General features: G+C 75.9%; 4 protein-coding genes. 1 reads left to right on the top strand and 3 read right to left on the bottom strand.

Annotation, left to right across the window (positions count from 1 at the left end; all coding sequences use genetic code 11):
- Positions 1-168: 168 nt before the first annotated feature.
- The 3 genes from prfB to ACFW1I_RS37465 form a co-directional block, all read right to left on the bottom strand.
- Entirely contained in the window at positions 169-1,278 is a 1,110-nt protein-coding gene (gene prfB / locus ACFW1I_RS37475) for a peptide chain release factor 2 (protein ID WP_200423761.1), read from the bottom strand.
- A 67-nt stretch (positions 1,279-1,345) separates the two neighbouring features.
- Positions 1,346-2,593, bottom strand: a complete 1,248-nt coding sequence (locus ACFW1I_RS37470) for a serine/threonine-protein kinase (RefSeq protein ID WP_384678451.1) — start codon at positions 2,591-2,593, stop codon at positions 1,346-1,348.
- Positions 2,594-2,757: 164 nt separating this feature from the next.
- Positions 2,758-4,509, bottom strand: coding sequence for a protein kinase (locus ACFW1I_RS37465; RefSeq protein WP_384678449.1), 1,752 nt, complete (start codon positions 4,507-4,509; stop codon positions 2,758-2,760).
- A gap of 560 nt (positions 4,510-5,069) precedes the next feature.
- On the opposite strand from ACFW1I_RS37465, the gene ACFW1I_RS37460 reads away from it, so the two are divergent.
- A partial coding sequence (locus ACFW1I_RS37460) for an FHA domain-containing protein (protein WP_384678447.1) occupies positions 5,070-6,226 on the top strand: 1,157 nt, incomplete at its 3' end.

The raw sequence follows: 6,226 nt of genomic DNA, 5'->3' as shown, positions 1-6,226 counted from the left end.
GGGGTGTCTATCGGGAAGCCCCCCCCCCCGACAAAAAACCGCAAGCACCAACCCCAAATGAATAACGCCCCCCCCCCCCCCCCCACCCGTTTGCACCGGCCACCGGCGGGTCACCGCGCGGGGCCCCGCCCCACGTGGTGCGGGGCCCGGACGGGAACGCTGCGGGGGTTACTTCGTCTGCTCCTGCTGCTTGCGCCAGCGGATGCCGGCCTCCAGGAAGCCGTCGATCTCGCCGTCCAGGACGGACTGCGGGTTGCCGACCTCGAACTCCGTCCGCAGGTCCTTGACCATCTGGTACGGGTGGAGGACGTACGACCGCATCTGGTTGCCCCAGGAGCTGCCGCTGTCCTTGAGGGCGTCCATCTTGGCGCGCTCCTCCTGGCGCTGGCGCTCCAGGAGCTTGGCCTGGAGGACGTTCATGGCGCTCGCCTTGTTCTGGATCTGCGAGCGCTCGTTCTGGCAGGAGACCACGATGCCGGTCGGGAGGTGCGTGATGCGCACGGCCGAGTCGGTGGTGTTGACGCCCTGGCCGCCGGGGCCCGAGGCGCGGTACACGTCGACGCGGAGGTCCGACTCCTCGATCTCGACGTGGTCCGAGGACTCGACGACGGGGAGGATCTCGACGCCCGCGAAGGAGGTCTGGCGGCGGCCCTGGTTGTCGAAGGGCGAGATGCGCACCAGGCGGTGGGTGCCCTGTTCGACGGAGAGGGTGCCGTAGGCGTACGGGGCCTTGACGACGAAGGTGGTCGACTTGATGCCGGCCTCTTCCGCGTACGAGGTCTCGTAGATCTCGGTCGAATAGCCGTGGCGCTCGGCCCAGCGCAGGTACATGCGCTGCAGCCGCTCGGCGAAGTCGGAGGCGTCGACGCCTCCGGCCTCGGCGCGGATGTTGACCAGCGCCTCGCGCTCGTCGTACTCGCCGGAGAGGAGGGTCCGGACCTCCATCTCGTCGAGCGCCTTGCGCACGGCGGTGAGCTCGGCCTCGGCCTCGGCGCGGGTGTCCGCGTCGTCCATCTCCTCGGCGAGGTCGAAGAGCACACCGAGGTCGTCGATGCGGCCGCGCAGCGCCTCGGCCTTGCGGACCTCGGCCTGGAGGTGGGAAAGCTTGCTCGTGATCTTCTGCGCCGCCTCCGGGTCGTCCCACAGGGACGGGGCCGCGGCCTGCTCTTCGAGCACGGCGATGTCTGCCCTCAGCTTGTCGAGGTCCAGGACGGCCTCGATCGACCCCATGGTCGAGGAGAGGGACTTCAGCTCTTCGGATACATCGACGACTGCCACGCGTCCAGCGTAACGGCTCCGGGCCGGGAGCCGAACCTACGGCCGTCCGGCCTGTGGACAACCGGTGCTACGGCTGCGCCGGCTGCGAGGACGGCCGGGAGTCCTGGGGCGCGGTCCCGCCGTCCCCGGCGACCGCCAGATAGCCGCCGACGCCGAGCGCTCCCGCGGCCACGGCGGCCGCGATGCCGAGGGCGATCCGGCGCTTGCGGACGGCCCCGGACCGGTTGCGCGCCGAGCCGGGCCGGCGGGCGCCGGCCGGGCGCGGGGCGCGCGCGGTGCCGTGCGGGCCGCCGGACAGCTCCTCGGGGCCGGGCACGCGCATGGAGGTGTGGGTGTCGCGGTGCGAGTCGGCGGAGGCGCCGGGCACCAGCGGGACGGCGGCGCGGCGGCGGCCGGCGTCGGCGCCGGTGGAGGTCGCGTGGGCCGGGTCCTCGTACGGCTCCGGGGCCGCCGGTTCGGCGTCGGGCTCGTCCACGTCCAGCGGCGGGATGCCCTTGAGCAGCGGCAGGACGTCGGCGAGGCGGGCGGCCAGCTCGGAGGCTCGCAGCCGGGAGGCGGGGGCCTTGGCGAGGCACTGGACGAGCAGCTGCCACAGCTCCTCGGGGATGCCGGGCAGCGGGACGACGGTCTCGGTGACGTGCCGACGCAGGACCGCGCCGGGGTGGCCGCCGCCGAACGGGGTGAAGCCGGCGAGCAGCTCGTACAGGACGGTGGCGAGGGCGTAGATGTCGACGGCGGCGCGGGGCGGCAGGCCCTCGACGATCTCGGGGGCGAGGTAGTCGGGGGTGCCGATGATCCGGGTGGCCTTGGTGCGGCCGGGGGTGTCGATGAGCTTGGCGACGCCGAAGTCGGTGAGGAGGGCGGGGTGGGCGCCGCCGGGGCCGAGCGGGCCCTCCATGTCGAGGAGGATGTTCTCCGGCTTGACGTCCCGGTGCACGACGCCGGCCGCGTGGGCGGCGGCCAGGCCCTCGGCGACGTCGCGGATGATCGCGACGGCGGCCTCGGGCGCGAGCCGGCGCTCGCGGTCGAGGCGGGTGCGCAGGTCGGTGCCGCGGACCAGGTCCATGACGAGGGCGAGGTCGTTGCCGTCGACGACGAGGTCGCGGACCTTGACCACGCGCGGGTGGTCGAGTCCGAGCAGGGCTGTCCGCTCCTGCACGAAGCGGCCGACGAGTTCCTGGTCGGAGGCCAGGTCCTCGCGCAGCAGTTTGACGGCGACGGGGCCTTCGGGCCCCTCGCCGAGCCACACCGTTCCGGCGCTGCCCCGCCCGAGGATCTGGTGGGCGGTGTAGCGGCTGCCGATGTTCCGTGCCAAGACTGCTCCCTCAGCGGCTGCGGTTCGCGTCAAAGTTACGCGTCCCGGGCCGCCGGACGTCACTTCCGGAGCGAAATCACCCCTCGGAAGTCGATAAATCGGCAGTACGACCGCGTTCCGGCGGTCGTACTGCCCTGTGTGCCGCTCCCGGGGAGGGACGGCGGCTACTGGCCGGTGCCGCCCGATCCGCTGGATCCGGTGGCGTCCCCGATGGTGGAGATCCAGTCGCTGACGGTGGCGATGCCGTCGCCGATGGCCTCCCAGTAGCCCTTGCCCTGGGCGATCCAGTCCTGGAGCGGCGTGAGCTCCCAGACGAGCCACCCGGCCACCACGAAGAGGACGATCATGACCAGGCAGCCCTTGAGGCAGCCGAGGCCGGGGATCCGTACCGGGTTGGCGCTGCGCTGGCGCGGCGGACGCGGCTCGCGCGGGGCGGGCGGCTGCGGCTGCTGGGGCTGCTGCGGCGGCGCGTACTGCTGCTGCTGGGGCTGCGGGGGCGCGTACTGCTGCGGGGCGGGCTGCTGCGGCTGCCGGTACTGCTGCTGCGGCGCGGGGCGCTGCTGCTGGTACGGGGGCTGCTGCGGCTGCTGGTAGGGCGGGGGCTGCTGCTGGTACTGCTGCGGCGGCGGGCCCTGCTGGTACGGCGGGGCCTGCGGCGGCTGCTGCGGACGGCGCGCGGGGCGGCGGCGCAGCGGGTCCTCGCTGGGGTCCAGGTACTGCACCTGGGTCTGCTCGTTGCGGTCCCGGGCGGCGCGGAGCTGGGTCTGCCAGGGGTGCGGGTCCTCCGCCGGCGGGTTCGCCGGCATGGCGGGCATGACGGCCGTCGGGTCCGCCGCGCCCGCGGGGGCGCCGGCCGGCAGCACCGTGGTGGGGTCGCCGGAGCCGGCCGGTCCGCCGGTGGGCAGCACGCTGGTGGCGGCGGCCGGGTCGAACCGCTCGCCGGAACCGGCTGGCAGCACCTGCGTCGGGTCGGCGGCACCGGGGGTCGCCGGGACCTGCGCCGGGTCGGGGTCCGGGGCGAGCAGGGCGCCGACGCCCTCGGCGGCCTCGATCTGGGCGGGCGAGGAGTGGACGCCGATGCCGGCGGCGACCGTGCGCAGGCCGCGCGCCAGGTTGACGGCACTGGGCCGGCGGCCCGGGTCCTTGCTCAGGCAGCGCTCGATGACCGTCCACAGGGGCGCGGGCACGGTGGAGGGGCGCCGGGGCTCCTCGCTGAGGTGCATGTGGAGGACTTCGAGGGCGGTGCCGCCGGCGAACGGCGGACGGCCGGTGACCAGCTCGTACAGGAGGATGCCGGCGCCGTAGATGTCGACGGCGGAGGTCTGCGGGCGGCCCTCGGCGGACTCCGGCGCCACGTACGCGGGCGTGCCGACGAACTCGTGGGTGCGGGTGAGGCCCGGGGAGTCGGCGAGGCGCGCGATGCCGAAGTCGGTCAGCATCGGGTGCATGGCGCCGTCCCGCTCGGCCACCAGCACGTTGGCCGGCTTGAGGTCGCGGTGGACGACCCCGTCGGCGTGGCTGGCGGCGAGCGCGTCGGCGATCTGCGCGGTGAGCAGGGCGGCGGCGACCGGGGTGAGCGGGCCGTTCTCCCGGAGGTAGCGGTGCAGGTCGGGGCCCTCGACGAGGTCCATGACCAGGGCGAGGACGTCGCCCTCGACGACCAGGTCGCGGGTGCGCACGATGTTCGGGTGCGTGAGCCGCAGGAGGACGGACCGCTCGCGCAGGAAGCGCATCACGATGTCCGCGTCGTTGGCCAGCTCCTCCTTGAGGACCTTGATCGCGACGGTCTCGCCGGGCTGGCCGGGCACGGCCGCCTCGGCGCCCGCCGTCTCCCGCTGGCGGGCTCGCCAGACGGTGCCCGTGGCGCCGCGGCCGAGCGGCTCCTCGAGCAGGTACTTGCTGCCGATTGGCCGCACGTCACGCGCTCCCTGCTGATCGTGGTCCTGGGTGGCCGGTCCTCGCCCGGTGCGAGCCGGGCCGGGGCCCCGGAGGTCCTCTTGTTCTCTGTTGTGACCCGTCCGGGTGTCCGACCCACTCTAGTGCCGCCGAACGGGTCACAGCCCGGTCGTCCACAGGCCGATTCCCGCTGGCGCGTTCGAACGAGCCGGGCCGGGGGCGACGGTCCGCCCCCTCGGTGATCACGGCCGGAACCCCACCCGGATTCCGTCCCAACTTGTCCGGAAGAAGACGCTCCTCCGGCCGGGATGGTTGCCGCACCGGCCCTGCGGCCGGGGGCGACCTGGCGTTTTCGCGTCACACCCGGCGGCTCCGGACGACCGTTCAAGATCACTTCGGGGTGACCCGGCGGCGGGCTGTCGGCGGCAGGTGCGAGGATGCCTCCAGCACGTCGCATCGGTGGGGTCGGGAGCCCCCGCGCCGTGCCGACCTGTACCGGGCGACGCGTCCGTGCCGGGTGGGGGGAGACACGGGGCGGTCCCCTGCCGGGCATGTCGCGCAGAAGGGACCGCTGACGGCGATGCAGATCCGGCTGACCGTCCTCGCGCCGCACGCCGGCCACGGCGCCGGGCGCGCCTGCGACGTGCTCGTCACGGCCCCCGCGGGCACGTCGCTGTCCGCCGTGGCCTCGAATCTCGCCACCGCCGTCACCGGCCCCGACGCGGCCGGCACCGGCACGCCCGTGCTGTACGCGGGCGCTGAGCGGCTGGACGCCCGCCGCTGCGTGCTGGGCGAGCCGCCGCTGGTCGACGGCGCGGTCCTGGCGCTGCACGCCCCCGATCCGGACGACCGGGCCGACCTCGCCGCCACCGCCTCCTCCGCCGCCCGGCTGCACGTGGTCGCCGGCCCGGACGCGGGCGGGGTGCACCTGCTGCACGGCGGGGCGATCCGCGTCGGCCGGTCCGTGGAGGCGGACGTGCCGCTGGACGACCCGGACGTCTCCCGCTCCCACTGCACGGTGACCGTCGCCGCGGACGGCCGGGTCACCGTGGCCGACCTCGGCTCCACCAACGGCACCACGCTCGACGGCGCGCCCGTCGGCGACCGCCCGGTCCGGCTGCGCCCCGGGGCGCTGCTCCGGCTCGGCGAGTCCACCCTGCGGCTCACCGTCCCCGACGCCACCGCGGCGGACGCCGGGACGCTGCCCACCGCCCCCGACGGCGAGGGCCACCTCCGGGTGCCCCTGCCGGAGGCCACCCCGCCCGCGGACGCGGACGGCGGCGCGTGGCCCGGCCGCCTCCCCGAGCCGGACGCGGACGGCGCGGGACCGGCCCGCGCGCCCGGCCCGTCGTCCTCCTGGACCGGCCAGGGCCCCGAGACGCACGGCTCGGCGCAGGGCGTACCGCTGGCCGAGGCATGGCCGGACGCCGGGCACGCGCGGGCGCGCGAGCCCGAGGGCGGTGACGGCGGCGAGCCGCACAGCCGGGTCCGTACGGCGTCCGAGAGCACCGACCCGGCGACCCGCAGGACCGGCCGGCGCGGGCTCGGCGCCTGGGCGCGGCGGCTCGCGGGCGGCCGCGAGGCGGAGGCCGCGCCCGGCGCCCCGGCGGACTCGGGGGCGCCCGCGGCGGGGCGGGGGCCGCCGGGGGGACCCCGCCCCCCGCACCCCGACCCCCCCCCGGGCGGCGCCCCCCCCCCGCGCCGCCCGCGGGCGGGCTGCGCGCGGATGCGACCTCG

Source organism: Streptomyces sp. NPDC058955 (genome assembly GCF_042741435.1).
GTDB lineage: Bacteria > Actinomycetota > Actinomycetes > Streptomycetales > Streptomycetaceae > Streptomyces.
The sequence above is the reverse complement of the archived record's forward strand: the minus strand, read 5'-3'. Positions and strand labels throughout refer to the sequence as shown.